This window comes from Pseudomonas oryzagri (genome assembly GCF_020831405.1).
Taxonomy (GTDB): Bacteria; Pseudomonadota; Gammaproteobacteria; order Pseudomonadales; family Pseudomonadaceae; genus Geopseudomonas; species Geopseudomonas oryzagri.
This window is the reverse complement of record NZ_JAJHPU010000045.1, coordinates 17945-44052: the sequence shown is the minus strand read 5'-3', so window position 1 is coordinate 44052 and position 26108 is coordinate 17945. Positions and strand designations below refer to the sequence as shown.

The following is a 26108-nucleotide window of genomic DNA, read 5'->3' as shown; positions in this document are numbered from 1 at the left end:
TTCGCCCCTGCAGGGATGGCAAATCGGGAGACGGGAACTGTCATAGCGGAGCTTCCAATGCGGCATCGCTGGGCCGGCCGCGCCAGCGGTTGACTCGGTGGCGCAGGCGGTCGAGGTACAGGTAGACCACCGGGGTGGTGTAGAGGGTGAGCAGCTGGCTGAGGATCAGCCCGCCGACGATGGTCAGGCCGAGCGGCCGGCGCATCTCGGCGCCCTCGGCGCTGCCCAGCAGCAGCGGCAGCGCGCCGAGGATGGCCGCCAGGGTGGTCATCAGGATCGGCCGGAAACGCAGCAGGCAGGCGCGGCGGATCGACTCGGCCGGGCTGAGCCGCTCCTGGCGCTCCAACTGCAGGGCCAGGTCGATCATCAGGATGGCGTTCTTCTTCACCACGCCGATCAGCAGGAACAGGCCGAGCAGCGAGATCAGGCTGAACTCGCCGCCGGTCAGGCGGATCGCCAGCAGCGCGCCGACGCCGGCCGAAGGCAGGGTGGAGAGGATGGTCAGCGGGTGGATGTAGCTCTCGTAGAGGATGCCGAGGACGATGTACACCACCAGCAGCGCGCCGAGGATCATCAGCGGCTGGGCCTGCTGGCTCTGCTGGAAGACCCCGCCGGTGCCGCCCATCTTGCCCTGCACCGCGGTGGGCAGGCCGACGCGGGCCACCGCGTCGGCGATGGCGGCGCTGGCCTTGTCGAGGCTCACCCCGGGAGCGAGGGCGAAGTTGATGCTTTCCGCGGCGAACTGGCCGTCGTGCTTGACGCTGTCGTCCTCCAGGCTCAGCTCCCAGCGGGCGATGGTCGACAGCGGCACCAGCTGGCCGTCGGTGCCGATCAGGCGCACCTGCTCGAGCGCCTCGGGGCTCTGCGCGTAACGCGGGTCGATCTCCATCACCACGCTGTACTGGTTGAGGCTCTGGTAGATGGTCGACACCTGGCGCTGGCTGAAGGCGTTGTTGAGCAGCGCGGTGACCATGTCCATGTCCACGCCCAGACGCTTGGCGGCGTCGCGGTCGACCACCACGCGGATCTGCTGGGCGCCCTCGCCCTCCTTGGCGTCGATGTCGGTCAGCTCCGGCAGCGCCTTGAGCGCGTCGCGCACCTTGGGCAGCCATTCGCGCAGGTCGGCGATCTCGCTGGCCAGCAGCACGTATTCGTTCTCCGAGCTGCCGCCCTCGCGGCCGCCGAAGCGCAGGTCCTGGTCGGGCATCAGGAACAGCTGGCCGCCGGGCACCTTGGGCAGGCTCTTGCGCAGCCGCTCGGCCACCTGCTGCGCGGACAGGTCGCGCTCGGCCACGGGCTTCAGGCGCACCAGCATGAAGGCGTTGCTCACCCCGCCCTTGCCGCCGATGAAGCCGGCCACGCTCTCCACCGCCGGGTCGTTGAGCACCGCGCGGCGGAAGATCTCCATCTTCGGCTGCATGACTTGGAACGACAGGCCGTCGTCGCCGCGCACGAAGCCGATCAGCTGGCCGGTGTCCTGCTGCGGGAAGAAGGTCTTGGGCACGTTGACGAACAGCCAGACGTTGAGGGCGATGGTCGCCAGTAGGCTGAGCAGGGTCAGCAGCGAATGCCTGAGCGCCCACTCCAGGCTGACCCGGTAGGCCGCCAGCACGCGCTCCTGCACCCGGCTGCCCAGGCGCTGCAGACGGCCGGGCGTGCGCTGCTCGGTCTCGGCGCGCAGCCAGCGGGCGCACAGCATGGGCGTCAGGGTCAGCGAGACGATCAGGGAGATGACGATGGCCACCGTCAGGCTGATCGAGAACTCGCGGAACAGCCGCTCGACGATGCCGCCCATGAACAGGATGGAGAGGAACACCGCGACCAGCGAGACGTTCATCGACAGCAGGGTGAAGCCCACCTCGCGCGCGCCCTTGAGCGCGGCCTGCATGGGCTTCTCGCCGGCCTCGATGTGCCGGGCGATGTTCTCCAGCACCACGATGGCGTCGTCGACCACCAGGCCCGTGGCGATGATCAGCGCCATCAGCGACAGGTTGTTGAGCGAGAAGCCCCACAGGTACATCACCGCGAAGCTGCCGACCAGCGACACCGGCACCGCCAGGGTCGGGATCAGCGCGGCGCGCCAGTGGCCGAGGAAGGCCAGCACCACCAGGATCACCAGGCCGACGGCGATCAGCAGGGTGCGCTCGGCCTCGTGCAGGGTGGCGCGGATGCCCGGCGAGCGGTCGCTGGCCACCGCCAGTTCGATGCTCGCCGGCAGCACCGCGCGCAGCGCCGGCAGCTCGGCGCGGATCTGTTCGATGGTCTCGATAATGTTGGCACCGGCCTGGCGGTTGATCACCAGCAGCACGGCCTGGCGGTCGTTGTAGAAGCCGCTGTTGTAGGTGTCCTCGACGCCGTCGCTGACCTTGGCAACGTCGCCCAACCGCACCACCGCGCCCTCCTGATGGCGGATGACCAGGGGAATGTAGTCGGCGGCCTTCTCCAGCTGGTCGTTGCTGCGCACCTGCCAGTGCCGCTCGGCGTCCTCCAGGGCGCCCTTGGGACCGCGCACGTTGGCCGCGTCTATGGTTTCGCGCACCTCGTCGAGGGCGATGCCGTAGTGCTCGAGCAGGCGCGGCGACAATTCGATGCGCACCGCCGGCAGCGAACTGCCGCCGACCTGCACCTCGCCGACGCCGCCGACCTGCGACAGCTTCTGCGCCACGATGGTCGAGGCGGCGTCGTACAGCTGGCCCTTGCCGAGCACGTCCGAGGTCATCGACAGCACCATGATCGGCGCCTGCGACGGGTTGACCTTGCGGTAGGTGGGCATGCTGCGCATGGCGCTGGGCAGCAGCTTGCGCGAGGCGTTGATCGCCGCCTGCACCTCGCGGGCGGCGGCATCGACGTCGCGACCGAGGTCGAACATCAGGATGATGCGCGTCGAGCCCAGGGTGCTGCGGCTGCTCATCTGGGTGATGCCGGCGATGGTGCCGAGCGAGCGCTCCAGCGGCATCGCCACGCTGGAGGCCATCACCTGCGGGCTGGCGCCGGGCAGGCTGGCCTCCACGGTGATCACCGGGAAGTCCATCTGCGGCAGCGGCGCCACCGGCAGCTTGCCGAAGCTGAGCAGGCCGGCCAGCAGGATCGCCAGGCTGAGCAGCAGGGTGGCGACCGGGCGATGGATGAAGGGTGCGGAGAGGTTCATCGCCCGCCCTCGACCAGCTTGCCGTCCACCGCCACCCCGGCCGCGCTGCGGCCCATGAAGCGCCGGCTCAGGCGGTCGAACCACAGGTAGATCACCGGGGTGGTGAACAGGGTCAGCACCTGGCTGACCAACAGGCCGCCGACCATCACCAGGCCGAGCGGCTGGCGCAGCTCGGCGCCGGAACCCGAGGCGAACATCAGCGGAATGGCGCCGAACAGCGCGGCCAGGGTGGTCATCAGGATCGGCCTGAAGCGCAGCAGTGCGGCACGGTGGATCGCCGCCTGCGGCTCCATGCCCTGGTGGCGCTCGGCCTCGAGGGCGAAGTCGATCATCATGATCGCGTTCTTCTTGACGATGCCGATCAGCAGGATGATGCCGATGATGGCGATCAGGCCGAGGTCGTTGCCGCTGACCAGCAGCGCCAGCAAGGCACCGACGCCCGCCGAGGGCAAGGTCGAGAGGATGGTGATCGGGTGGATGTAGCTCTCGTAGAGCACGCCGAGCACGATGTACATGGTGACGATGGCGGCCAGGATCAGCCACAGGGTGCTGGACAGCGAGGCGCTGAAGGCCTCGGCGGCGCCCTGGAAGCGGCTCTGGATGCCCTCGGGCAGGCCGATCTCAGCCTCGACCTGCTCGATCAGCGCCACCGCCTCGCCCAGCGACACGCCGGGCGCCAGGTTGAACGACAGGGTCACCGCCGGGAACTGGCCGATATGGTTGATCACCAGGGGCGCGGCGCGCTCCTCGACCCGCACCAGGCTGGCCAGCGGCACCTGGCTGCCGTCTTCGCCGGCCACGTGGATCTCGCGCAGCGCGGCCAGGCCCTGGTCGCGGGCGCCGTCGCTCTCCAGCACCACGCGGTACTGGCTGGTCTGGGTGAAGATGGTGGAGATCTGCCGCTGGCCGAAGGCGTCGTACAGGGCGTCGTCGATATCGCCCATGGCCACGCCGAGCCGCCCGGCCTGGTCGCGGTCGATGCGCAGGAAGGCCTGCAAACCGCGGTTCTGCAGATCGCTGGTGACGTCGGCCAGCTCCTCGCGCTCGGCCAGCGCCTCGACCAGGCGCGGCGTCCACTCCTCCAGCAGGGCCTCGTCGGCCGACTCCAGGCTGAACTGGAACTGGGTGCGGCTGACCCGGTCCTCGATGGTCAGGTCCTGCACCGGCTGCAGGAACAGCTCGATGCCCGGCACCTGGGCCAGCTCGGGCTTGAGCCGCTCGATCACCTCGGCGGCGCTGACCTCGCGCTCGCCGTGCGGCTTGAGGTTGATCTGCAGGCGACCGCTGTTGAGGGTCGCGTTGTCGCCGTCGATACCGATATAGGACGACAGGCTGGCCACCGCCGGATCGCGCAGGATCACCTCGGCCAGGCGCTGCTGGCGCTCGCTCATGGCACGGAACGAGATGCTCTGCGGCGCCTGGCTGATGCCCTGGATGGCGCCCACGTCCTGCACCGGGAAGAAGCCCTTGGGAACGGCCAGGTACATGACCACGGTGAGGCCCAGGGTGAGCACGGCGACCACCAGGGTCTTGCCCTGATGGCGCAGCACCCAGGTCAGACCGCGGTCGTAGCGGGCGATCAGCCAGTCGATCCAGGCGCCGCTGGCCTTGTAGAAGCGGCCCTGCTCGTCTTCCGGTTGGTGCTTGAGCAGGCGCGCACACATCATCGGCGTCAGGGTCAGCGACACCACCAGGGAGATGAGGATGGCCACCGCCAGGGTGATGGCGAACTCGCGGAACAATCGCCCCACCACGTCGGCCATGAACAGCAGCGGGATCAGCACGGCGATCAGCGAGAAGGTCAGCGATACCAGGGTGAAGCCGATCTGCTTCGCTCCTTTCAGGGCGGCATTGAGCGGCGTGTCGCCCTCCTCCAGGTGGCGGGCGATGTTCTCCAGCATGACGATGGCGTCGTCGACCACGAAGCCGGTGGCGATGGTCAGCGCCATCAGGGTCAGGTTGTTGATCGAGAAGCCGGCCAGGTACATCACCGCGAAGGTGCCGACCAGCGACAGCGGCACCGCCACCGAGGGAATCAGCGTGGCCGCCAGGCGGCGCAGGAACAGGAAGGTCACCAGCACCACCAGGCACACCGCCAGCAACAGCTCGAACTGCACGTCGTGCACCGCGGCGCGGATGGTCTGGGTGCGGTCGCTGAGCACCTGCACCTGGACGCCGGCCGGCAGGCTGGCGGTGATGCTCGGCAGCAGCGCCTGGACGCGGTCGACCACCTCGATGACGTTGGCACCCGGCTGGCGCTGCACGTTGAGCAGTACCGCGGCGCTCTGGTTGGCCCAGGCGGCCAGGCGTTCGTTCTCGGCGCCGTCGACCACCTCGGCGATGTCGCCCAGGCGCAGGGTGGCGCCGGCGCTGTAGTTCAGCACCAGGTCGCGGTATTCGGCGGCCGAACGCAGCTGGTCGTTGGCGTCGAGCTGGGAGACGCGGGTCGGGCCGTCGAAGCTGCCCTTGGGCTGGTTGACGTTGGCCGCGTTGATCAGGCTGCGCACGTCGGAGAGGTTGAGGTTGTAGGCCGCCAGGGCCTGCGGGTTGACGCGGATGCGCACCGCCGGGCGCTGGCCGCCGGCCAGGCTGACCAGGCCGACGCCGCTGATCTGCGCGAGCTTCTGCGCCATGCGGGTGTCCACCAGGTCGTTGACCTCGGGCAGCGGCAGGGTCGAGGAAGTGATCGCCAGGGTCAGCACCGGGGTATCGGCCGGGTTGACCTTGTTGTACACCGGCGGCGCCGGCAGATCGTTGGGCAACAGATTGTTGGCCGCGTTGATCGCCGCCTGCACTTCCTGCTCGGCGACCTCCAGCTCGACCTCGAGGTTGAAGCGCAGGGTGATCACCGAGGCGCCGCCCGAGCTGGTCGAGGACAGCTGGGCCAGGCCCGGCATCTGGCCGAACTGGCGCTCCAGCGGCGCGGTCACCGCGCTGCCCATCACCTCGGGACTGGCGCCGGGATACAGGGTCAGCACGCGGATGGTCGGGTAGTCGACCTGCGGCAGCGCCGAGACCGGCAGCAGGCGGTAGGCGATCGCGCCGACCAGGAAGATCGCCACCATCAGCAGGGTGGTGGCCACCGGGCGCAGGATGAACGGGCGCGACAGGCTCATGCCGCGGGCTTCCCTGCCGGGGCGCCGTCGGCCGGGCCGCGCTGGCCCTGCGGCGCCTTGTCGGACACCCGGGTGGCCGGCTCGGCGGGCTTGGCCGCGCCGTCCACCACCTCGACCTGGCTGCCGTCGCGCAGGCGGTCGGTGCCTTCCAGCACCAGCCGCTCGCCTGCCGCCAGGCCCTCGCCGATCACGCTCTGCTCGCCGTTGCTGGCGCTGACCACCACGGGGCGCACCTTGACCTTGCTGTCCTCGCCCACCACGTAGACGAAGGTGCCGCTGGAGCCGAACTGCACGGCCGCCACGGGGACCAGGGTGGCGTCGCGGCGGGTGTCCACACGCAGGCGCACGTTGACGAACTGGTTGGGGAACAGCAGCTCGTCGGCGTTCTCGAAGCGCGCCTTGAGCTTCACGGTGCCGGTGGCAGTATCGATCTGGTTATCCAGGCTGGCCAGCGTGCCTACCGACAGGCGCTCGCGCTCGCCGCGGTCCCAGGCCTCGACCGCCAGCTTCTCGCCGGCGCGGAAGCGCTTGAGCACCTGCGGCAGCTCGGCCTCCGGCACGGTGAAGCTCACCGCGATGGGCGCGGTCTGGGTGATGGTCACCAGCGGCGTGGTGCTGGAGGAGCTGACCAGGTTGCCGACGTCCACCTGGCGCAGGCCGAGGCGCCCGGCGATGGGCGCGCGCACCTCGGTGTAGTCGAGGTTGAGGCGCGCCTCGGCGACGCTGCCTTCCAGGCTCTTCAGGGTGCCGCGCAGCTGCTCGACCTTGGCTTGCTGGGTGTCGAGGGTCTGTTTGGCGATGGAGTCCTCGGCGAACAGGCCCTGGTAGCGCACCAGGTCCACCTCGGCGTTCTTCAGCTCGGCGCGGCTCTGCTGCAGATTGCCCTCGGCCTGCAGCAGGGCGGCCTGGTAGGGACGCGGGTCGATCTGCGCCAGCACCTGGCCGGCCTTGACCTGCTGGCCTTCCTCGAACAGCACCTTGACCAGCTGGCCGTCGACGCGCGGCAGCACGTTGACCGTGTTGAAGGCGGTCACGGTGCCGAGGGCCTTGAGTTCCACCGCATAGTCGCCGCGCACCGCCTCGGTCAGTTTCACCGGCACCGCGCCGCTGCCGCGCATATCGCGGAAACGCGGCCGGCCCGCCGGCGGGCCGCTCAGGCTGCCGCCGCTGCCCGGGGCGCGGGCACCTTCCGGTTGAGTGCCCTGCTCGCCCTTGGGCCACAGCCACCAGGCCAGCGCCACAGCCAGCAGAACGACACCACCACTGGCCAGCCAGCGATTACGGGAAGAACGGGTTGGGAGGTTGATTTCGGACATGGGGCGGGTCACTTTCCTTGGGAGCCTGAACGATAAGGCTTCTCAGTTGGAGCGCAAAGGTTCTTTACCTGCACTTTACCTGTCGGCGACAAGTGACTGACAGCCAAGGGGCTTCGACCGCCGGGCCAGCCATGGGCAGGGAAAAACGCAACGCGGGCTCCGAATCCTCTCAACATGCGCCTGTCCGCGCGTAAAGCTAAATCTCTGCTTAGATTTTTTGCTTTTATCGAAGGCACCGCTCGCTCACGCTCGAAAACCGCATCCATCGCCTCGCCGCGACGATTCCCGTCGGGCCAGGGGCTTACGGACGACGACGGCGCAGCACCGCCTGGCAGCCTGGCGCGCACGCCCACTTGTCAGGCCCCCACCCGCTCCCCACACTGGGGCATGCCTCGCTCCACGCCGTCCGCTCCACCGTCCGAGGCCGCCCGGTTGCTGGCGCTGGTCGATCAGCTGATCCTCGAAGTACAGCCCGGCACTCCGCTGCGCGCCACGCTCGACAGCGCGCTCGACCGCGATCTGGGTCTCGACAGTCTGGCCCGGGTCGAGTTGCTCGCCCGCGTCGAGGCGACGTTCGGCCTGCGTCTGGCCAACGAGACCGTGGCCACCGCGCTCACCCCGCGCCAGCTGCTCGCCGCCCTCGAGGCCGCCGGCCTGCAGCCCGCCCCCGCCCCCGCAGCGCAAGCCCGCCAGTCCGCCCCGGAGCGGGCCGAGGGCCGCCCCGAGGACCAGGCGACGCTGATCGAGGTGCTGCAATGGCATGTCGCCCGCCACCCCGATCGCCCCCACGTGATCTTCTACCGGGACGAGCAGAGTACCGACACCCTGACCTACGCCCAGCTCGCCGAGGCAGCCGGGCGGATCGCCGCCGCGCTGGCGGCCGACGGCCTGCGTCCGGGCCAATGCGTGGCGCTGATGCTGCCTTCGGGGCTGGATTTCTTCCGCTGCTTCTTCGGCATCCTGTTCGCCGGCGGCATCCCGGTGCCGATGTACCCGCCGGCCCGCCCGGCCCAGCTCGAGGACCACCTGCGCCGCCAGGCCGGCATCCTGCGCAACTGCCAGGCGCCGCTGCTGATCACCTCCGAACTGGTGCGCCCGCTGGCCCGCCTGCTCACCGGCCTCGCCCCCGACCTGCGCCAGGTGCTGCTGCCGGCGCAGCTGCAGGCCGCCGCGCCGCGGGGCGCGCACCCGGCCAGCGCGGACGAGCTGGCGCTGATCCAGTACACCTCGGGCTCGACCGGCGACCCCAAGGGCGTCACCCTCGCCCACCGCAACGTGCTGGCCAACATTCGCGCCTGGGGCGGCGCGGTCGCGCTGTCCTCGACCGACGTCTGCGTCAGCTGGCTGCCGCTGTATCACGACATGGGGCTGATCGTCGCCTGGCTGGGCAGCCTGTATCACGCCTGCCCGCTGGTGCTGATGTCGCCGCTGGACTTCCTCGCCCGGCCGGAGAGTTGGCTGTGGGCCATCCACCGCCATCGCGGCACGGTCGCCGCGGCGCCGAACTTCGCCTACGACCTGTGCGTGCGCCGGCTCGCCGACAAGGAGCTGAGCGGTCTGGACCTGTCGTCCTGGCGGCTGGCGGCCAACGGCGCCGAGCCGGTCAGCCCGGACACCCTGGGGCGCTTCGCCGACTGCTTCGCCCGCTACGGCCTGCGTCGCGAGATCCTCACCCCGGCCTATGGCCTGGCCGAGGCCACCGTGGGGCTGGCCGTGCCGCCGCCGGGGCGCGGCGTGCAGGTCGACCGGGTGGCCCGCGAGCCGTTCATGACCCGGGGCCTGGCCGAGCCGGCGGCGGCCGACGATGCCCAGGCGCTGCGCTTCGTTTCCTGCGGACCGGCGCTGCCCGGCCATGCGCTGCGCATCGTCGACGACGCCGGCGTGCCGCTCGCCGAACGCCAGGTCGGCCACCTGGAGTTCCGCGGCCCCTCGGCCACCGCCGGCTACTATCGCAACGAGGCGGCCAGCGCCGGACTGCTGCGTGGCGACTGGCTGGAGACCGGCGACTACGCCTACCTCGCCGGCGGCGAGGTGCACATCACCGGGCGCAGCAAGGACCTGATCATCCGCGGCGGACGCAATTTCTATCCCTACGATCTGGAGCAGGCGGTCGGCGAACTGCCGGGCGCGCGCCGCGGCTGCGTGGCGGTGTTCGGCATTCCCGCCACGGCGGGTGCCGGCGAGCGCCTGGTAGTGGTCGCCGAAACCCGAGAGCGCGACCCCACCAGCCGCGCGGCGCTGGAGCGGCGCATCGTCGCGCTGGCCGCCGACCAGCTCGGCCTGCCGCCGGACGTGGTGGTGCTGGCGCCGCCGCACAGCGTGCTGAAGACCTCCAGCGGCAAGATCCGCCGCGCGGCGATCCGCGAGGCCTTCGAGCAGGGCACGCTCGGCGCCTCGGCCCGGGCGCCCTGGCTGCAGGTGCTGCACCTGGCCGGCGCCAGCCTGCCGGGACGTCTGCGCAAGGGGATCGACTACCTGCTCGCCCGGCTCTACGGCGCCTGGGCCTGGGGCTGTTGCGCCGTGCTGGCGCCGCCCGCCGCGCTGGCCATCCTGCTGCTGCCGAACCTGTCGCTGCGCTGGACGGCGATCCATCGGCTGCTGCGCCTGCTCGCGCGCCTGTGCGCGTGCCCGCTGAGCGGCGCCGGACTGGAGCGCCAGCCGCACCATCCCTGCGTGTTGGTCGCCAATCACGCCAGCTATATAGATGCCCTGCTGCTGGTCGCCGTCCTGCCACAGCCGGTCGGCTTCGTCGCCAAGGCCGAATTCAAGCGCCAGCCGCTGCTGCGCTGGCTGTTCGAACGCATGGGCAGCCACTTCGTCGAGCGTGGCGACGCGTTGCAGAGTGTGGAGGATGTGCAGACCCTCGCCGCGCAGGCCCGCGGCTCGGCGCCGCTGCTGATCTTCGCCGAGGGCACCATCGGCGCACAGCCGGGGCTGCGGCCGTTCCGCCTCGGCGCCTTCCATATCGCCGTACAGCGCAACCTGCAGGTGGTGCCGGTGGCGCTCGCCGGCACCCGCCAGGTCTTGCCGGACGGCTCCTGGCGCCCGCGCCGCGGGCCGCTGGCGGTCACCGTCTGCGCGCCGCTCGCCCCCACCGGCGCCGACTGGCACGCCGCGCTGGCCCTGCGCGAGCAAGCCCGCAGCGCGATCCTCGCCCATTGCGGCGAGGCGGATCTGGCGGATACGGGCCAGCGCTGAGGGCCGCTGGCCGCTGGCGACGCCCCGCGGCCCCCCGGACATCCCGGTGCGGGCATCGGCACGCGCACCGGTCAGCCACGGGAGCCGTTACGGCAGCGCGTACACCCGGGTCAGCAGCCTGGAGCCCTCGCCCTGCTCGCCGAGATGCTTGCGATACAGCTGGTCCATCTCGCCCGAGCGGTACATCTCGCTGATCACGGTATCCACCACCAGGCGGAAGTCCTCGTCGCCGCGCTGCAGGGCCATCGACACCGGGACGAAGTCGAAGATGCGGCCGATGACCATCATCTGCCCGCCGTCCTTGCTCTTCGCCAGGTCGTTCTGCAGCAGCATGCGTTCGGCGAAGAAGGCGTGCGCCTTGCCGGCGGCGACCAGCTGCATGCCCTCTTCGTGGCTGCGCACCGTGACCAGGGTGGCGATCACGCCGAGGTCGCGCATCTGCTCGCGTACCCACTGCTCGGTAACGCCGCCCTCGAGCGTGGCATAGGTGTGGTTGGCCAGGCCCTGGTTGATGGTGGCGCGCCAGGTCGGGCCGGTGTGCGCCACTTCGCCGTTGAGCACGCGCAGCAGCTCCGGCGAGGCATCCTTGCGCACCACCACGGAAAGCCCGGCGGTGTACACCGGTCGCGAATAGCTCACCGACTTGCGCCGCTCCAGGGTTTCCGGGGTGGGCGTGCACAGCAGGTCGATCGTCCCCGAGGTGATGGCGGCGACGGCCTGCTCGCCGCTGACGGCCTGGAAGCGCACGTCCATGTTGCTCATGCCCAGGCCGGTCTGCACCTTCTCGGCGATCCTCTGGCACACCTCGATGGCATAGCCGACGATGTTGCCGCCCTCGTCGCTGCTGAACGGCGCGAGGTCGGGGATGTAGCCCAGGGTGATGGTATTGCTCGAACGCACGCGGTCGAGGGTGGCGGCGCCGGCCAGTGCGGGCAGCAGTGCGAACAGGCCGACGAGCAGCAGACTGACTGATTTGTGTGGCTTCATGTTCATATCCTGGTCCCTACGTTCAGAGGTCTTGGCAATCCGCAGAAACATGGCTAGACCCTCACCCGCTCGGCCACGACCACCGGCCGCTCCTCCACGAAGTTCTTGGCGATGAAGCCGTAGAGCAGGTAACCGATCGCCAGCACGATGGTGGCGCCGAATACCGCATCCTTGCCCGAGGCGTAGATCGCGTAGTACGAGTAGGCCATGGCGATCAGCAGCGCCACCACGTTGCGGGTGTAGACGCCCGCGCCGACGTTGGCCTTGTGCATGATCACCAGGAGGCCGGTGAGCGCGGTCACGTAGGGGATCAGGTTGGTCACCGCGGCCAGGCTGACCAGCTTGCCGAACTGCTCGCTGGCATTGGGCGAGATGGTCGACAGCGCCAGCAGGGTCTGCAGCACGCCGCAGACCAGCATGCCGATGATCGGCGCATTCGCGGCGGTGACCCTGGAGAACAGCCGCGGGAACATGCCCTGGTCGGCGGTCATCTTGGCGGTCTGCGCCAGGGTGAACTGCCAGCCGAGCAGCGAGCCGATGCAGGCCATCACCGCCAGCGCCATGATGATGTTGCCGATGGTGGGGTTGAACATCTGCGCGTACACGTAGGCGAACGGCGCCGAGGAGTTGGCCAACTCGGCGTTCGGCACGATGCCCTGGATCACCGTGGTCGACAGCACGTAGACCACCGCGGCGCCGAGGGTCCCGAACAGGCAGGCCAGCGGCACGTTGCGCTTGGGATTCTCCACCGCGTCGGAGCTCTGCGCCGCCGACTCCATGCCCAGGAACGCCCACAGGGTCAACGGGATGCTCTGGGTGATGGCGTCGTTGACGGCGATGTTGTTCGGGTTCCAGGCGGCGGCGAACACCTCTCGGTCGAACCAGAACCAGCCGATCACGCTGAGGCCGGCCACCGGGATGATCACGCCCCAGACGGTGATCGTGCCGATCCTGCCGGTGATGCTCGGCCCGCCGAAGTTGGCGAAGGTGGTGATCCACAGCAGCACGATGGTGCCGATGCACAGCGGGATGGCGCCGCTGCCCAGCCAGGGGATGAACGCGGTGAGATAGCCGACCGCGGAGATCCCGATGGCCACGTTGCCGATCGCCAGCGACAGGAAGTAGAGGAACGAGCAGAGGAAGAACTCCGACTTGCCGTGCGCCTCCTCGCTGTAGGCCGACATGCCGCCCGACTTGTTGCAGTAGATGCCGCACTGGGCGAAGCAGTAGGCGATGGCCATCGAGCCGACCGCGGTGATGATCCACGACAGCAGCGAGACCGCGCCCAGCTTCGCCATGTTGGTCGGCAGCATGATGATGCCCGAGCCCATCATGTTGACCGCCACCAGGGTGGTGAGGCCCACCAGGCCCATTTTCTTGCTTGACTCAGCCATACCAGACTCCTTGCGTTGCGCTGACCCGGAGCCCGCGGCCGGCACTGCGCCGCGGGATGAGCGAGTGGGCGTTACTGTTTGACCACGTAGATCATGTAGACGGGACGGCCCTGGTCGTCGCGGTGGATCTCGACGCCGTGGTTGTCGTGCTCGAAGCCCGGGAAGCGGCCGTCGAAGCTCTCCATCGCCAGCAGGTAGTCGATCACCGCGCGCTTGTCGGCGCCGGCCTTCTCGCCCGGCATCATCAAGGGGATGCCCGGCGGATAAGGCACCAGCTGCACGGCCACGGTGCGGTCCTGCATGTCGCGCACCGGGATCTGCTCGACCTCGCCGCGCACCAGCCGGGCGTAGGTCTCGCGCGGCGAGGACACCGGGTCCGGCAGCAGGGTGAAGGCCGCGTCCATGTTCTCGAGCATCCGCGAGGACAGCATGTCCTCGTGCATCGCTCCGGCCAGGTCGCGCAGGCCCATGCCGGCGTAGCGTTCGGGGTAGGCGTCGGCCAGCTCGGGCAGCACGTGCTCCAGCGGCGTGTTGGCGTCGTAGTGGCGCTTGAACTCCATCAGGCCGGCGACCAGCGAGCCCCACTTGCCGCGGGTGATGCCGACGCTGAACAGCAGCAGGATCGAATACGGCTCGGTCTTCTCCACCACGATGCCGCGGCTGGAAAGGAAGCGGGACACCAGCGGCCCGGGGATGCCGCTGCTCTCCATCTCGCCCTCGAGGGTCTGCCCCGGGGTCAGCACGGTGACCTTGATCGGGTCGAGCATGCAGTAGTCGGCGCCGAGGTCGCCGAAACCGTGCCAGCTGGCGCCGGGCTTGAGCACCCAGGCGGCGCCGTGGTGCAGCTCCTGCGGGTCGAGGTCGGCGAAGGGTATGCCATCCACCTCGTCGGGCTGCCAGACGCCGAACCACCAGTCGCCGGCCTCGCGCGCGCGCATCTCGTTGCCCAGGCGCACCATGGCCTGGCGGAAGGCGATGGCCTCGCCGATCGACTCGTCGGTGAGGTACTCGCCCGCATCGTCCATCATCTTCGCGGAAACGTCGGTGGAGGCGATGATGCTGTACTGCGGCGAGGTCGAGGTGTGCATCATGAAGGCTTCGTTGAACAGCGCCGGCTTGACCGGCACCTTGCCCGAGCGGATGTGGATCATCGACGCCTGCGACAGCGCGGCGAGCAGCTTGTGGGTGGAGTGGGTCACGGTCACCGTGGCGTCGTCGGCGTGCCGCTCGCCGCGGTGCATGCCGTAGCGTCCCTCGTACAGGGCGTTGAAGCGCGCGTAGGCGTACCAGGCCTCGTCGTAGTGGATGCGATCGACGCTCTTGCTCAGCTCGCGGGTGGTGATCTGCACGTTGTAGCAGAGGCCGTCGTAGGTCGAATTGGTCAGCACGGCGAGCACCGGCCGCGCGCTCTTGTCGCGCGCCAGCGGACTCTCGGCGATCTTCTTCGCCACTTCCGCGGGGGCCAGTTCGCTCTGCGGCACCGGCCCGATCAGGCCGCGCGCGTTGCGCCGCGGGCGCAGGTACAGCGGCACCGCGCCGGACTGGTTGAGCGCGTAGTTCAGCGACTTGTGGCAGTTGCGATCGACCAGCACGGCGTCGCCGTCGGTTACCGCCGAGTGCAGGATGATCTGGTTGCTGGCCGAGCTGCCGCCCACCGAGAAGAAGGTGTAGTCGGCGCCGAACACATGGGCGGCGTAGCGTTCGGCGGCGGCTATCGGACCCGAGTGGTCGTTCAGCGAGCCCAGCTCGCCGACCGACACGCTGAGGTCGGAGCGCAGCATCTGCTCGCCGTAGAAGTCGAGGAAGCTGCGCCCCACCGCGGTCTTCATGAACGCGGTGCCGCCGGTATGGCCAGGGGTGTGCCAGGAGTATTCGTGGGTGTCGGCGAAGTTGACCATGGCGCCGAAGAATGGCGGCAGGATGGTGTCCAGGTAACGCCGGGCAGCCGCGGCGATGCGCCCGGCGATGAACTCGGGGCTGTCCTCCGGCTGCCAGATGAAGCCGTCCATCTCCTCGACGAACGCCAGCGGCACCCGCCCCTGATGGTGCTGGCTCATGCCCAGCATGATCGGCAGCTGGGCGGTGCGTCGGCGGATCAGGCGAATGACCTGCAGTGCCTTGTCGAGGTCCTGCTCGCACAGCCCCCAGCCGATGATCACGCAGCAGTAGGCCGGGTCGGCCCGGAAGGCGATTTCCGCATCCGCCAGGGAGCCGACCAGTTCCACCTCCAGAGCGTGGGCGCGCAGCGCCTGACCGACCGCCTGGGCGCTGTGGGTGAGGAAACTGTCGAGTTCCAGGCCGTGGGTATCGACCACCACCAGCACCGGGTAGCGCTGCGCCAGCGAGGGGGGTAGCGGGGTTTGCGAGTGACTCATGAAAGGCTCCTTGGCAAGGTCTGGCCACGGCCGCCTACGGCGTTGCCGCGACGAGGGATAGCGACGTCACTTCAGGCATCGGAAGCGGCAGTCGCCGTGCGTGTGCACGATTCCCGCTACTTCCTTCTCGAACTCCGGGAAACGCTTGCCCCGCTCGCGCAGCGCCTCGATGCGGGCGATCCACGGGCCGTCCGCCGCTCCCCTGCGCTCCTCGGGCATGACGGTGGGGACACCCGGCGAGTGGTGGCGATGGACTGGGGATCGAGCCGGGGCAATACGAGCGCCGCGGCGATGGCGAAGCGGATGCGCACCGGCGAAGGGTGGCAGCGGGCGCTCGAGGGTCCTGGCATGGATCACGGCGTCGTTGCGCCCGACGTAGCGACCGCGCAGCGCCGAGTCGGCGATCAGCGCGGCCAGGCCGTCCTCGCCGAGGGCGGCCCTGGTCGCTTCGACGGTGCGGTCGTGGAACTCTTCCAGCGGAGCGTCGATTACCCGGCCCCGCCTACCGACCCCCTTGCCGAAGGCGTCGTCGACCAGCAGCATGCGAATCCATCGCTGGATATTGGTCCGTCCGATCATGAGTCCTGCACCCTTTGTTCGTCCGTATCCGCAACGCGGTAAATGGGCCGGGGTAGCGACAACCAGACAACACAAGCAGAGACAACAGGCGGCTCGATTCACAACTTCCTGCCCGGCATTTGCAGCGTAGCCGCTAATAGCGAAACGGCCACCAAGCGCCATTCATCCGCAGGCGCTGCTTGCTTTTGATCAAGCGGGACGTCGCGCCCATGACCACGTCCCAATAGCCCGGCCAGCCGCTGCTGCCTGCGGCGACATGTCCACGACAGCCCGCCCACCCGGCACGACTTGCGGGCAGATCCGCGATTCTCGGCCTAGCCTTCTCGTAATTGGCACCACCTGCGCTGCCGGGGAAGGCAGCGGTGCCATTCAGGGATGTCCATTTGATAGAGCGGAGTCCGATGCCGGAAAACAGCCCCAATCCAGCGGAATCGACCTGGCTGCGCTGGCTGCCAGGCGTGCTGATGCTCAAGAATTACCACCTCGACTGGCTGCCCAAGGACCTGGCCGCCGGCCTGGTGCTCACCTCGATGCTGGTGCCGGTCGGCATCGCCTACGCCGAAGCCTCCGGGGTGCCCGGCATCTACGGCCTGTACGCCACCATCGTTCCGCTGCTGGCCTACGCGTTGTTCGGCCCCAGTCGCATCCTGGTGCTCGGCCCGGATTCCTCGCTGGCCGCGCCCATCCTCGCCGTGGTGCTGCCGCTGTCCGGCGGCGACCCGATGCGCGCCATCACCCTGGCCAGCATGATGGCGGTGGTCTCCGGCCTGGTCTGCATCCTCGCCGGCCTGCTGCGCCTGGGCTTCGTCACCGAACTGCTGTCCAAGCCGATCCGCTATGGCTACATGAACGGCATCGCCCTGGCGGTGCTGGCCAGCCAGATCCCCAAGCTGTTCGGCATCTCCATCGAGGGCGACGGGCCGCTGCGCGACTTCTGGGAACTGGTCGAAGCCATCGCCGCCGGCAAGGCCAACTGGTACAGCTTCGCGGTGGGTGCCGGCAGCCTGGTGCTGATCCTGCTGCTCAAGCCCTTCAAGCGCCTGCCGGGCATCCTCATCGTGGTGATCCTGGCCACCCTGGCGGTGAGCTTCTTCGATCTCGGTCGTTTCGGCGTCAAGGTGCTGGGCGAGCTGCCGCAGGGCCTGCCCACCTTCGCCCTGCCCTGGCTGAGCGGCGTCGACATCGCCACGGTGGTGCTGGGCGGCGCCGCCGTGGCGATAGTGTCGTTCGCCGACACCAGCGTGCTGTCGCGCACCTACGCCGCGCGCACCGGCGCCCATGTCGACCCCAATCAGGAGATGGTCGGCCTGGGCGCGGCCAACCTGGCCGCCGGGCTGTTCCAGGGCTTCCCGATCAGCAGCAGCTCCTCGCGCACCCCGGTGGCCGAGGCGGCCGGCTCGCAGACCCAGTTGACCGGCGTGGTCGGCGCCCTGGCGGTGGCCGCCCTGCTGCTGATCGCCCCGGACCTGCTGCGCTACCTGCCCAACAGCGCGCTGGCCGCGGTGGTGATCGCCGCGGTCATCGGCCTGTTCGAATTCGCCGATCTCAAGCGCATCTACCGCATCCAGCGCTGGGAGTTCTGGTTGTCGATGGCCTGTTTCGCCGGCGTCGCGGTGTTCGGCGCAATTCCCGGCATCTGCCTGGCGATCGTCATCGCCGTGCTCGAGTTCCTGTGGGACGGCTGGCGTCCGTACTTCGCCATTCTCGGCCGGGTCGACGGCCTGCGCGGCTATCACGACATCAAGCGCTACCCGGACGCCCGCCGGGTGCCCGGGCTGGTGCTGTTCCGCTGGGACGCTCCGCTGTTCTTCGCCAATGCCGAGCTGTTCCGCGAATGCCTGCTGGAGGCCATCGAGGAGTCGCCGACGCCGGTACGCCGGGTGGTGGTGGCAGCCGAGCCGGTCACCAGCGTCGACGTCACTTCCGCCGACATGCTCGAGGAGCTGTTGGCCCGCCTGCGCGAACGCGGCATCGAACTGCACTTCGCCGAAATGAAGGACCCGGTCAAGGACAAGCTCAGGCGCTTCGGCCTGCTGGCGATCATCGGCGAAGGCTGCTTCCAGCCCACCGTGGGCGCCGCGGTGGACGCCTATGTGGACGACCACGGGGTGGACTGGACGCCCTGAGCCGACGCCGTTTTTCCAGGGAACTGGCGAACGCCGGGCAGGTCGATGCTTCATCAGGACCAAGGCCTGCCGCGGACGCAGCAAAGCGGAAGGTGCCACCGTGAAGGACTGGATTTCATTGGCGTAGCCAGCGCGGCGGGCCCTGCCGCCCGCGGCCTGTACGCCGGCTTCAACCACCACGAGAAGGGGGTCCACAATGTCCAAGATAAAACTCGGCGTTCACTCCGAGGCCGGCAAGCTGCGCAAGGTGATGGTCTGCTCGCCGGGCCTGGCGCACCAGCGCCTGACGCCGGGCAACTGCGACGAACTGCTGTTCGACGACGTGCTCTGGGTGTCGCAGGCCAAGCGCGATCACTTCGACTTCATCTCCAAGATGCAGGACCGCGGCGTCGAGGTGGTGGAGATGCACAAGCTGCTGACCGAGACCGTGCAGAACCCGGAAGCGCTGAAGTGGATCCTCGACCGCAAGCTGTCGCCCAACCTGATCGGCGTCGGTTACGGCGAGGAAATCCGCAGCTGGCTGGAAGGCCTGGAAGCCCGTCAGCTGGCCGACTTCCTGATCGGCGGCGTCTCGGCCGCCGATGTGCTGAAGGGCCTGGGCGAGAGCAGCGTGCTGAAGATGCTCGTCGACTTCCTTGGCAACGCCAGCTTCGTCCTGCCGCCGCTACCCAACACCCAGTTCACCCGCGACACCACCTGCTGGATCTACGGCGGCGTGACCCTGAACCCGATGTACTGGCCGGCTCGCCGTCAGGAAACCCTGCTGGCCACGGCGATCTACAAGTTCCACGCGGACTTCGTGAACGCCGAGTTCGATATCTGGTGGGGCAATCCGGACGAAGACCATGGCGCCGCCACCCTCGAAGGGGGCGACGTGATGCCGATTGGCAACGGTGTGGTGCTGATCGGCATGGGCGAGCGCACCTCCCGCCAGGCCATCGGCCAGGTGGCCCAAGTGCTGTTCGCCAAGGGCGCGGCCAAGCGGGTGATCGTCGCCGGCCTGCCCAAGTCGCGCGCCGCCATGCACCTGGACACGGTGTTCACCTTCTGCGACCGCGACCTGGTCACCGTCTTCCCGGAGGTGGTCAACCAGATCGTGCCGTTCAGCCTTCGTCCCGACGACAGCAAGCCGGGCGCCCTGGACATCCGCCGCGAGGAAAAGCACTTCCTCCAGGTGGTCGCCGAGGCCCTCAACCTGAAGAAACTGCGCGTGGTCGAGACCGGCGGCGACACCTACGAGGCCGAGCGCGAGCAGTGGGACGACGGCAACAACGTGGTCTGCCTCTCCCCCGGCGTGGTGGTCGGCTACGACCGCAACACCTACACCAACACCTTGCTGCGCAAGGCCGGCGTGGAGGTGGTCACCATCAGTGCCGGCGAACTGGGTCGAGGCCGTGGCGGTGGCCACTGCATGACCTGCCCGATCATCCGCGACCCGATCGCCTATTGAGACCAAACGCGGCGGCTGCCGGCCGCCGCACTTGCTGTTGTCCATCCACCCGTACTGGTTCACGTTCAAACTGCCAAGAGGTGACCCGTCATGGCTTTCAACATGCACAACCGCGACCTGCTCAGCCTGATGCACCACACCACCCGCGAACTGCGCTACCTGCTCGACCTGTCCCGCGACCTCAAGCGGGCCAAGTACACCGGCACCGAACAACAGCATCTCAAGCGCAAGAACATCGCGCTGATCTTCGAGAAGACCTCCACGCGCACCCGCTGCGCCTTCGAGGTGGCCGCCTACGACCAGGGCGCCAACGTCACCTACATCGATCCGGGTTCCTCGCAGATCGGCCACAAGGAGAGCATGAAGGACACCGCCCGCGTGCTCGGCCGCATGTACGACGCCATCGAGTACCGCGGCTTCAGCCAGGAGATCGTCGAGGAGCTGGCGCAGTACTCCGAGGTGCCGGTGTTCAACGGCCTGACCGACGAGTACCACCCGACCCAGATGCTCGCCGACGTGCTGACCATGCGCGAGCACAGCGACAAGCCGCTGCACGAGATCAGCTACGCCTACCTGGGCGATGCGCGCAACAACATGGGCAACTCGCTGCTGCTGATCGGCGCCAAGCTGGGCATGGACGTGCGCATCGCCGCGCCCAAGGCGCTGTGGCCGAGCGACGAACACGTCGCCGCCTGCCAGAAGTTCGCCGAGGACAGCGGCGCCCGCCTGCTGCTCACCGAGGATGCCAGGGAGGCGGTCCAGGGCGTGGACTTCGTGCACACCGACGTGTGGGTGTCGATGGGCGAGCCGGTGGAGGCCTGGGGCGAACGCATCAAGCAACTGCTGCCCTACCAGGTCAACATGGAGCTGATGAAGGCCACCGGCAATCCGCGGGTCAAGTTCATGCACTGCCTGCCGGCCTTCCACAACAGCGAGACCAAGGTCGGCAAGCAGATCGCCGCGCAGTATCCGAACCTGGCCAATGGCATCGAGGTGACCGAGGACGTCTTCGAGTCGCCCTACTGCATCGCCTTCGAGCAGGCCGAGAACCGCATGCACACCATCAAGGCGATTCTGGTATCGACCCTGGCGGATGTCTGAGAGGAGAACCCGCATGCGATTAGTCATAGCTCTGGGCGGCAACGCCCTGCTGCGCCGAGGCGAGGCCATGACCGCGGAGAATCAGCGCGACAACGTGCGCGTCGCCTGCGAGCAGATCGCCAAGGTAGCGGCCGGCAACGAACTGGTGATTGCCCACGGCAACGGCCCGCAGGTTGGTCTGCTGGCCCTGCAGGGCGCGGCCTACGATGCCAGCAACCCCTACCCGCTGGACGTGCTGGGCGCCGAAACCGAAGGCATGATCGGCTACATGATCGAACAGGAGCTGGGCAACCTGCTGCCGTTCGAAGTGCCCTTCGCCACCCTCCTCACCCAGGTCGAGGTGGACCCGGCCGACCCGGCGTTCCAGAAGCCCAGCAAGCCGATCGGCCCGGTCTACGGCAAGGAAGAAGCCGAGCGCCTGGCCAGGGACAAAGGCTGGAGCATCGCCCCCGACGGTGACAAGTTCCGCCGCGTGGTGCCGAGTCCCCGACCCAAACGGATCTTCGAGATCCGCCCGATCCAGTGGCTGCTGGAAAAGGGCTCGGTGGTGATCTGCGCCGGCGGCGGCGGCATCCCAACCATGTATGAGGGCCGCACGCTCAAGGGTATCGAGGCGGTGATCGACAAGGACCTGTGCTCGGCGCTACTGGCCGAACAGCTGAACAGCGACCTGCTGGTGATCGCCACCGACGTCGACGCGGCCTACGTCGACTGGGGCAAGCCCACGCAGAAGGCCATCGCCCAGGCGCACCCGGACGAACTGGAGCGCCTCGGCTTCGCCGCCGGCTCCATGGGGCCCAAGGTGCAGGCCGCCTGCGAGTTCGCCCGCAACACCGGCAAGGTGGCGGTCATCGGTTCACTGCCGGAAATCGAGGCGATCGTCCAGGGCAGTGCCGGCACCCGTGTCACCACCGAGCAAGCGGGCCTGACCTACCGCTGAGGAGCGTCGTCCGCCAGCCAGGGCCCGAGAGCCCTGGCTGGCGGCAGGCGTTTGCCGAACGGCTTCCCTCCCGTCGGAAAGGCGGCTCAGAAGCGCTCCTCCACCATCTTGAACGGATAGGCCATCGACCGGTAACGACCGATCTCGGTGCGCTTGGGCAGCTTAACCTTGGTCTTGCGGGTCAGATCCTCGTAGGGAATCTGCTCGAGCAGATGACTGATGATGTTCAGGCGTACCCGCCGCTTATCCTCCGAAAGCGCCATATACCAAGGCGCCCAGTCGCTGTCGGTGGCGGCGAACATGTCGTCGCGGGCACGGGTGTATTCGTCCCAGCGGCTGAAGGACTTGAGGTCCATGGGCGACAGCTTCCAGATCTTGCGGCCGTCGTTGATGCGATCCTCGAGGCGGCGCTGCTGCTCCTCGGCGCTCACTTCAAGCCAGTACTTGAGCAGGATGATTCCCGACTCGACCATCAGCTTCTCGAACAGCGGCGTCACGACGAGAAAGCGCTCCACCTGCTCCTCGGTGCAGAAGCCCATCACCCGTTCGACGCCGGCGCGGTTGTACCAGCTGCGGTCGAAGATCACCACCTCGCCGGCCGCCGGCAGGTGGCGCAGGTAACGCTGGGCATACATTTGGCTCTTTTCCCGGTCGGATGGCGCCGGCAGCGCTATCACGCGAAATACCCGCGGACTCACCCGTTCGGTGATCGCCTTGATGGTGCCGCCCTTGCCCGCGCCGTCGCGCCCCTCGAAGACGATGCACACCTTGAGGCCCTTGGCCACCACCCATTGCTGCAACTTGACCAGCTCGACGTGCAGCTTCTTCAGCTCTTCCTCGTATTCGCTGCGGCTCAGTCTTTCCTTCGTCTCTGCGAGGCTCGCCGCTTTCTTTTTCTCTCGTTTGGCCATTCTCCGTGTCTCCTTGAATGCGACTCCGCCCTTAAACGCTAGCTGATGGAGCAAAGGCTGCATGCCGCGCAGGCGGTTCGCGCCCTGACAAGTGGCAGGGATGGCGCATGCGGTACGGCGGGAACGGGTTTGCGCAGTGCCGTCGCGGCGGCACCGCGAGGGAGCGGCGCGGGAGAAGAAGGGAATTGCCGAGGGGGCGTGGTAGCGGCAGGCGCCAGACCCGGAAGGGGGAAGCCGATGGGCTTCGGCGACGGGGACAAACTCCGTAGCGCTGGAAGTCTTGCCCCACGGCGGGTCGTTCCTGGTTGCCCGCGGCTCGATGAGCAACCAGGAACGACCGACAACTTACAGGTTGCTGGTTTCCGGGGCCCGGCCGCCCAGGGCAACGACCGCTGCCTCGTAATCCGGCTCGTCGGCGATTTCGTTGACCAACTGGCTGTGCAGGACCTTGTCGTGCTCGTCGAGCACCACCACCGCGCGGGCGGCCAGGCCGACCAGCGGGCCTTCGCCGATGGCTACGCCATAGTCCTTGAGGAATTCGCGGCCACGCTGCATGGAAAGGTTGATCACGTTGTCCAGACCTTCGCTGGCGCAGAAGCGCTTCTGGGCAAACGGCAGATCGGCGGAGATGCACAGCACCACGGTGTTGTCCAGGTTGCCCGCCTCGTAGTTGAACTTGCGCACCGAAGTGGCGCAGGTCGGGGTGTCGACGCTCGGGAAGATGTTCAGCACCTTGCGCTTGCCGGCGAAGTCGGCGAGGGTGTGGTCGGACAGATCCGACCCGACCAGGCGGAAGGCCGGAGCCTGGCTGCCAACCTGCGGCAGATTGCCGTCGACGCGCACCGGATTGCCTTTCAGGGTCACTTGGCTCATTGCTTTCTCCTTTTAGATCAGTAGGTTGCACGCAAATTATCTAGCTTGCCGCAAACTTTTGCGCGGCTCTTGTGCCGGCTTGCGGATCGCCCGCACCTATCGCCAGAAGACTAGCACGCACCCCGAAGAGCAAATCCACGCACTTTGCGCTGTTACTCGAAACGCCTCGATCGGCTAGCATCGCCGGCTCCTGCTCAGGTCCCGGAACTCTCGCCTCATGAAATTAGTTTCTTTCAATATCAATGGATTGCGTGCACGTCCTCATCAACTCATCGAACTCATCGAGCGCCATCAGCCGGACGTGATCGGCCTTCAGGAAACCAAAGTGGCCGACGAACAGTTCCCGTGCGCCGAGATCAAGGCGCTCGGCTATCACGTCGAGTACCACGGCCAGAAGGGCCACTATGGCGTCGCCCTGTTGTCGCGTCAGGCGCCACAGAACCTGGTCAAGGGCTTTCCCTGGGACGGCGAGGAGTCCCAGCGCCGCTTCATCGGCGCCACCTTCACCGATGCCCAGGGTCAGCCGCTGCAGGTGTTCAACGGCTACTTCCCGCAGGGCGAAAGCCGCCACCATGCGGTCAAGTTCCCGGCCAAGACGCAGTTCTACGCCGACCTGCAGCGCCTGCTCGAGGAGCAGTTCAGCCCCGAGCAGGCCCTGGTGGTGATGGGCGACTTCAATATCTCGCCGCAGGACCTGGATATCGGCATCGGCGCGGAGAATGCCAAGCGCTGGCTGCGCAGCGGCAAGTGCAGCTTCCTCCCCGAGGAGCGCGAGTGGATGGCCCGCCTGCATGCCTGGGGCCTGGTGGACAGCTACCGCGAACTGCACCCTGAGGTATGCGACCGCTTCAGCTGGTTCGACTATCGCAGCCGCGGCTTCGAGGACGAACCCAAGCGCGGTCTGCGCATCGATCTGATCCTCGCCTCGGCAGGGCTCAGACCGCGCCTGCGCAGCGCCGGCATCGACTACGACGTGCGCTGCATGGACAAGCCCTCGGACCATGCCCCGGTGTGGCTCGAGCTGGCGTGAACCAGTTCACACTCGAAAGCCCGGCATGTAACAGAACGGTCATCGCACTGACTTAATCTGCGCGGCATCCCAGACCTGACCAACAAGGTTCCCTGTCGCCATGCTGCGCCTCTCTCCTGCTCGTACCGCCCGCCTGCTGCTCGGCGGGCTTCTGGCCCTCACCGCGCCCCTTACCACCCTCGCCGCCCTGCCCTTGCCGGCCAGCGGCCAGCCGGCCCTGCACATCCAGGGTTCCAACACCATCGGCGCCAAGCTCGGCCCGGCGCTGGTCGGCGGCCTGCTGGAGAAGGAAGGCTTCTCCAACGTGCGCATCGAGGACAGCGGCCTCAACGAACAGCGCGTGACCGGTCAGGATGCCCAGGGCCGCATGGTCAATATCGAGGTCGCCGCCCACGGTTCGGGCACCGGCTTCGTCGCCCTCGGCCAGGGCAGCGCCGCGCTGGCCGCCTCCTCGCGACCGATCAAGGACAGCGAGGCCGCCAGCCTCGCCGCTCTGGGCGATCTGAAGAGCCCCGAGGGCGAGCAGGTGATCGCCATCGACGGCCTGGCGGTGATCCTCCACCCGGCCAACCCGCTGCAATCCCTGTCGGTCGAGCAGTTGGCCCAGGTATTCGCCGGCGAGGTGAAAACCTGGGAAGAGCTCGGCGGCCGCGGCGGCGCCATCCGCCTGTACGCCCGCGACGACAATTCCGGTACCTTCGACACCTTCAAGGAGCTGGTGCTGGCCAGCCACGGCAAGAGCCTTGCCGCCGGCGCCCAGCGCTTCGAGTCGAGCAACCAGCTGTCCGATGCGGTGAGCAGGGACCCGCAGGGCATCGGCTTCATCGGCCTGCCCTACATCCGCCAGGCCAAGCCGCTGGCGATCAGCGCCGGCGACTCGCAGCCGATGCCGCCGACCGCCGAGCTGGTGGCCACCGAGGACTATCCGCTGTCGCGCCGCCTGTTCTTCTACATGAAGCCCAGCGAAAGCAACCTGTGGGCCCAGGCGCTGGTGCGCTTCGCCCACAGCCCGAGCGGCCAGGAGATCGTCGCCAGGAACGGCTTCGTCAGCCAGACGGTCAAGGCCATGCAGGTCGAGGCGAACGGCGAGATGCCGCCGGCCTATCGCGAACTGATCGATCATGCCCAGCGTCTGGCGGTCAACTTCCGCTTCGACGAGGGTAGCGCCGAGCTGGACAGCAAGGCCCTGCGCGACGTGCGCCGCGTGGTGCGCTACCTGAAGGACAACAACAAGATGATGAGCCAGGTGGTCCTGGTCGGTTTCGCCGATCCGCGCAACAACGACCCCGCTCGCACCGAACTGCTCTCCAAGCTGCGCGCCATGGCGGTGCAGCGCGAACTGGTGAAGTCCGGCGTGCTGCTGCGCAGCATCAGCGGCCTGGGCGACGCCATGCCGGTGGCCTCCAACGACAGCGAGACCGGACGCAAGAAGAATCGCCGCGTCGAAGTGTGGGTCTACTGACCCGCCATGGACGTTGCCCGGCTACCGGGCAGCGGCTGCCGCTTGCTCCCGCCGGCCGGCAGGCCTAAGGTCATGGCTGGCCTGTACGAAAAACGGCCAACC

General features: G+C 68.2%; 17 protein-coding genes. 7 read left to right on the top strand and 10 right to left on the bottom strand.

The features are described from left to right. Nucleotides 1-40: 40 nt before the first annotated feature. The 3 genes from LMJ29_RS19975 to LMJ29_RS19965 are packed head-to-tail and all read right to left on the bottom strand — an operon-like array spanning nucleotide 41 to nucleotide 7580. On the bottom strand, nucleotides 41-3148 hold the full coding sequence (locus LMJ29_RS19975; RefSeq protein WP_229607288.1) for an efflux RND transporter permease subunit: 3108 nt from the start codon (nucleotides 3146-3148) through the stop codon (nucleotides 41-43). After that, on the bottom strand, nucleotides 3145-6264 hold the full coding sequence (locus LMJ29_RS19970; RefSeq protein ID WP_229607287.1) for an MdtB/MuxB family multidrug efflux RND transporter permease subunit: 3120 nt from the start codon (nucleotides 6262-6264) through the stop codon (nucleotides 3145-3147). Before LMJ29_RS19970 ends, LMJ29_RS19975 begins: the two co-directional genes overlap by 4 nt. Next, complete coding sequence (locus tag LMJ29_RS19965; RefSeq protein ID WP_229607286.1) at nucleotides 6261-7580, bottom strand: MdtA/MuxA family multidrug efflux RND transporter periplasmic adaptor subunit; 1320 nt, start codon at nucleotides 7578-7580, stop codon at nucleotides 6261-6263. Before LMJ29_RS19965 ends, LMJ29_RS19970 begins: the two co-directional genes overlap by 4 nt. Before the next feature lie 387 nt (nucleotides 7581-7967). Here LMJ29_RS19965 and LMJ29_RS19960 point away from each other — a divergent pair, with 387 nt between their 5' ends. After that, nucleotides 7968-10778, top strand: coding sequence for an AMP-binding protein (locus LMJ29_RS19960; protein WP_229607285.1), 2811 nt, complete (start codon nucleotides 7968-7970; stop codon nucleotides 10776-10778). Nucleotides 10779-10865: 87 nt separating this feature from the next. Here the strand turns inward: LMJ29_RS19960 and LMJ29_RS19955 are convergent, their stop codons facing one another. The 5 genes from LMJ29_RS19955 to LMJ29_RS19935 form a co-directional block, all read right to left on the bottom strand. Then, nucleotides 10866-11771 (bottom strand): amino acid ABC transporter substrate-binding protein, encoded by a 906-nt coding sequence (locus LMJ29_RS19955; protein ID WP_229607284.1) that lies wholly within the window; start codon nucleotides 11769-11771, stop codon nucleotides 10866-10868. 47 nt (nucleotides 11772-11818) lie between these two features. Beyond that, a complete protein-coding gene (gene potE, locus LMJ29_RS19950) occupies nucleotides 11819-13159 on the bottom strand; it encodes a putrescine-ornithine antiporter (protein ID WP_229607283.1) in 1341 nt (446 codons plus the stop codon). Between the two features lie 71 nt (nucleotides 13160-13230). Then, nucleotides 13231-15534, bottom strand: a complete 2304-nt coding sequence (locus LMJ29_RS19945) for an Orn/Lys/Arg family decarboxylase (protein ID WP_229607282.1) — start codon at nucleotides 15532-15534, stop codon at nucleotides 13231-13233. Nucleotides 15535-15600: 66 nt separating this feature from the next. Then, nucleotides 15601-16077, bottom strand: coding sequence for an Orn/Lys/Arg family decarboxylase (locus LMJ29_RS19940; protein WP_229607281.1), 477 nt, complete (start codon nucleotides 16075-16077; stop codon nucleotides 15601-15603). A gap of 169 nt (nucleotides 16078-16246) precedes the next feature. Continuing rightward, the gene (locus LMJ29_RS19935; RefSeq protein WP_229607341.1) at nucleotides 16247-16585 is read right to left on the bottom strand and encodes a hypothetical protein; all 339 of its coding nucleotides are present in this window, start codon (nucleotides 16583-16585) and stop codon (nucleotides 16247-16249) included. Between LMJ29_RS19935 and LMJ29_RS19930 the strand changes: the two genes are divergently transcribed. The 4 genes from LMJ29_RS19930 to arcC all read left to right on the top strand — a co-directional run bounded on the left by LMJ29_RS19930 (nucleotide 16515) and on the right by arcC (nucleotide 21730). After that, on the top strand, nucleotides 16515-18239 hold the full coding sequence (locus LMJ29_RS19930; protein ID WP_229607280.1) for a SulP family inorganic anion transporter: 1725 nt from the start codon (nucleotides 16515-16517) through the stop codon (nucleotides 18237-18239). The genes LMJ29_RS19935 and LMJ29_RS19930 overlap by 71 nt on opposite strands. 196 nt (nucleotides 18240-18435) lie before the next feature. Beyond that, nucleotides 18436-19689: an arginine deiminase gene (gene arcA, locus LMJ29_RS19925; protein WP_229607279.1), complete on the top strand. Its 1254-nt coding sequence runs from the start codon at nucleotides 18436-18438 to the stop codon at nucleotides 19687-19689. Nucleotides 19690-19779: 90 nt separating this feature from the next. Then, complete coding sequence (locus LMJ29_RS19920; RefSeq protein WP_229607278.1) at nucleotides 19780-20790, top strand: ornithine carbamoyltransferase; 1011 nt, start codon at nucleotides 19780-19782, stop codon at nucleotides 20788-20790. A gap of 13 nt (nucleotides 20791-20803) precedes the next feature. Further along, nucleotides 20804-21730, top strand: a complete 927-nt coding sequence (gene arcC, locus LMJ29_RS19915; protein ID WP_229607277.1) for a carbamate kinase — start codon at nucleotides 20804-20806, stop codon at nucleotides 21728-21730. Between the two features lie 86 nt (nucleotides 21731-21816). Here arcC and ppk2 read toward each other — a convergent pair whose 3' ends face one another. Both ppk2 and tpx read right to left on the bottom strand, forming a co-directional pair. Continuing rightward, complete coding sequence (gene ppk2 / locus LMJ29_RS19910) at nucleotides 21817-22641, bottom strand: polyphosphate kinase 2 (RefSeq protein ID WP_229607276.1); 825 nt, start codon at nucleotides 22639-22641, stop codon at nucleotides 21817-21819. A 345-nt stretch (nucleotides 22642-22986) separates the two neighbouring features. Continuing rightward, nucleotides 22987-23514: a thiol peroxidase gene (gene tpx, locus LMJ29_RS19905; RefSeq protein WP_229607275.1), complete on the bottom strand. Its 528-nt coding sequence runs from the start codon at nucleotides 23512-23514 to the stop codon at nucleotides 22987-22989. Nucleotides 23515-23731: 217 nt separating this feature from the next. Here tpx and xthA point away from each other — a divergent pair, with 217 nt between their 5' ends. Both xthA and LMJ29_RS19895 read left to right on the top strand, forming a co-directional pair. Beyond that, nucleotides 23732-24544, top strand: coding sequence for an exodeoxyribonuclease III (gene xthA / locus LMJ29_RS19900; protein WP_229607274.1), 813 nt, complete (start codon nucleotides 23732-23734; stop codon nucleotides 24542-24544). 100 nt (nucleotides 24545-24644) lie between these two features. Next, the gene (locus LMJ29_RS19895) at nucleotides 24645-26006 is read left to right on the top strand and encodes a phosphate ABC transporter substrate-binding/OmpA family protein (RefSeq protein ID WP_229607273.1); all 1362 of its coding nucleotides are present in this window, start codon (nucleotides 24645-24647) and stop codon (nucleotides 26004-26006) included. Nucleotides 26007-26108 lie beyond the last annotated feature (102 nt).

Excerpts from the sequence above, each read along its gene's own strand:
- LMJ29_RS19970 (WP_229607287.1), bottom strand. The coding sequence starts at position 6,264 with ATGAGCCTGTCGCGCCCGTTCATCCTGCGCCCGGTGGCCACCACCCTG.
- potE (WP_229607283.1), bottom strand. The coding sequence starts at position 13,159 with ATGGCTGAGTCAAGCAAGAAAATGGGCCTGGTGGGCCTCACCACCCTG.
- LMJ29_RS19955 (WP_229607284.1), bottom strand. The coding sequence starts at position 11,771 with ATGAACATGAAGCCACACAAATCAGTCAGTCTGCTGCTCGTCGGCCTG.
- arcA (WP_229607279.1), top strand. The coding sequence starts at position 18,436 with ATGTCCAAGATAAAACTCGGCGTTCACTCCGAGGCCGGCAAGCTGCGC.
- ppk2 (WP_229607276.1), bottom strand. The coding sequence starts at position 22,641 with ATGGCCAAACGAGAGAAAAAGAAAGCGGCGAGCCTCGCAGAGACGAAG.
- LMJ29_RS19965 (WP_229607286.1), bottom strand. The coding sequence starts at position 7,580 with ATGTCCGAAATCAACCTCCCAACCCGTTCTTCCCGTAATCGCTGGCTG.
- LMJ29_RS19920 (WP_229607278.1), top strand. The coding sequence starts at position 19,780 with ATGGCTTTCAACATGCACAACCGCGACCTGCTCAGCCTGATGCACCAC.
- tpx (WP_229607275.1), bottom strand. The coding sequence starts at position 23,514 with ATGAGCCAAGTGACCCTGAAAGGCAATCCGGTGCGCGTCGACGGCAAT.
- LMJ29_RS19945 (WP_229607282.1), bottom strand. The coding sequence starts at position 15,534 with ATGAGTCACTCGCAAACCCCGCTACCCCCCTCGCTGGCGCAGCGCTAC.
- LMJ29_RS19960 (WP_229607285.1), top strand. The coding sequence starts at position 7,968 with ATGCCTCGCTCCACGCCGTCCGCTCCACCGTCCGAGGCCGCCCGGTTG.
- LMJ29_RS19895 (WP_229607273.1), top strand. The coding sequence starts at position 24,645 with ATGCTGCGCCTCTCTCCTGCTCGTACCGCCCGCCTGCTGCTCGGCGGG.
- LMJ29_RS19975 (WP_229607288.1), bottom strand. The coding sequence starts at position 3,148 with ATGAACCTCTCCGCACCCTTCATCCATCGCCCGGTCGCCACCCTGCTG.
- arcC (WP_229607277.1), top strand. The coding sequence starts at position 20,804 with ATGCGATTAGTCATAGCTCTGGGCGGCAACGCCCTGCTGCGCCGAGGC.
- xthA (WP_229607274.1), top strand. The coding sequence starts at position 23,732 with ATGAAATTAGTTTCTTTCAATATCAATGGATTGCGTGCACGTCCTCAT.
- LMJ29_RS19940 (WP_229607281.1), bottom strand. The coding sequence starts at position 16,077 with ATGCTGCTGGTCGACGACGCCTTCGGCAAGGGGGTCGGTAGGCGGGGC.
- LMJ29_RS19930 (WP_229607280.1), top strand. The coding sequence starts at position 16,515 with ATGCCGGAAAACAGCCCCAATCCAGCGGAATCGACCTGGCTGCGCTGG.